The organism is Nonomuraea sp. LPB2021202275-12-8, from assembly GCF_037044575.1.
In the GTDB taxonomy this organism is placed as follows: domain Bacteria; phylum Actinomycetota; class Actinomycetes; order Streptosporangiales; family Streptosporangiaceae; genus Nonomuraea.
Window position 1 is genome coordinate 1 of record NZ_JBAHWD010000108.1, and the last position, 1,786, is coordinate 1,786.

Consider the following 1,786-nt stretch of genomic DNA (forward strand, 5'->3'; position numbering starts at 1 on the left):
CGGCGTGCGCGTCGGCCAGGCGGGCCACCCACTGGGCCGCGGTGGCGAAGGCGACCCGGTGGCCGGCCTGGCAGGCGCGGATGCCCAGCCCGATGGACAGGTGCGTCTTGCCGGTGCCGGGTGGGCCGAGGAAGACCACGTTCTCTTTGGCGGTGACGAAGTCCAGAGTGCCCAGGTGGGCGATGGCCTCGCGTTTAAGGGAGCGCTGGTGGTCGTAGTCGAAGTCCTCCAGCGCCTTGCGGGCCGGGAAACGGGCCTGCCGGATGCGGGCCTCGCCGCCGTGGGAGTCGCGGGCGGCGACCTCGCGTTGCAGACAGGCGGCCAGGAACTCCTCATGGCTCCACGCTTCGGCGCGGGCTCGCTCGGCCAGCCGCTCGACGGCCGCGGCCAGCGACGGCGCCTTCAGCGCGCGGGTCAGGTAGGCCAGCTCGGCGGCGACGTTGCGCCCGCTGGAGGCTGCCAACGCTGTGGCGGTGGTGCTGGTCCGGGCGGTCATCATGCCACCGTCTCGATGCCCAGCAGGGTGTCGTAGTCGCTGAGTTGGCGTTGTTCCACCTCGGTGTCCATCGGCGCGGCCACGGCCTGCAGCCGGGTGGCGCGCATCGCCGCGGCCGCGCTCGCGTGGGCGGGGTCGGTGAGGGTCTGGTGCACGTCCCAGCAGCGCTCGTGCCGGGCCACCGGCTGCCCGGCGCAGGTCACCGTGACATGTTCCAGATCGGCGACGACCTCGACCAGGCGGCCGATCGCCGAGGGGTGGACGGAGTAGTCGTTGGAGGCGATGCGCACGTAGTGATCGCGGGCCAGCCGGGTCGCGGTGCGCCAGCCGACCAGCGGCGCAACCGGTGGCAGGGCAACCATCGCGGCCCGGTCGGCGTCGATCCGGTCGGCCGGGCGGCAGTCCAGGCGGCGGTGATGGCGCTGGTTGGCCCGCCGCAGCCAGTCGCCCAGCTGGGCATTGAAATCCGCCGGGCCGGTGAAGTCGCGGCCCGGCAGGAACGAGGTCTCCAGATAGCCGTTGGCCCGCTCGACCAGCCCCTTGGCCTCCGGATCGCCCGGCCGGCACTGCAGGATCCGGACGCCGAGCGTGCCTCGGAAGGCTTCGGCATCGCGGGTGAGCTGCGGACGGCCGCCCTTCCACGCGCCGATCGCCCCCTCGTTGTCCCACACCAGCGTCTTCGGGGTCGCGCCGAGCAGGCCCAGCAGCGCCCACATTCCGGCGAACAGGTCCCCGGCCGCCCGCGAAGGCAGCATCCGCGCCAGCAGCCAGCGCGAATACCCGCAGACCAGGACCAGCACCGGCAGACTCACCGCCCGGCCAGGCCCGACCGGCACCCGCACCGGCGGGAACCACAGATCGCATTGCGCCAGCTCACCCGGCTGATAGCTGGTACGCGAGGCCGGATCCAGCGGCCGATACTCCGGTCGGATCTGCCGGATGCGGTCCTTGAGCACGGTCAGCGACCGCTGCCAGCCGATCCGCTCGGCAATCACCGTCGCCGGCATGTCCGGCCACCGCCGCAACAGCTCCCTGATCTGCGGTTCTGCCGCATCCACGATCGACCCCTTACCCGGCCGCTGATACTTCGGCGGCTCCTCGGCCGCCAGCGCCCGCCGCACCGTGTTCCTGGCAATGCCCAGATGCCGCGCGATCGCCTTGATCGGCATGCCCTCGGCCCGGTGCAACCGGCGGATCTCCGCCCAGTCCTCCACCTTGATCACCCTCCAAAGAGTGGAGGGGTCAACATTCATCCGTCGATTGGGGGTCAGTATTCACCCGTCGTCGACA

General features: G+C 71.8%; 2 protein-coding genes. Both read right to left on the bottom strand.

Annotated elements, in window-relative coordinates:
- Positions 1 to 499, bottom strand: a 499-nt coding sequence (locus V5E28_RS48880) for an ATP-binding protein (RefSeq protein WP_336217170.1), incomplete at its 3' end; no start/stop codon positions are given.
- Positions 496 to 1,719, bottom strand: coding sequence for an IS21 family transposase (gene istA / locus V5E28_RS48885; RefSeq protein ID WP_336217171.1), 1,224 nt, complete (start codon positions 1,717 to 1,719; stop codon positions 496 to 498). The genes V5E28_RS48880 and istA, both read right to left, overlap by 4 nt.
- Positions 1,720 to 1,786: the final 67 nt, after the last annotated feature.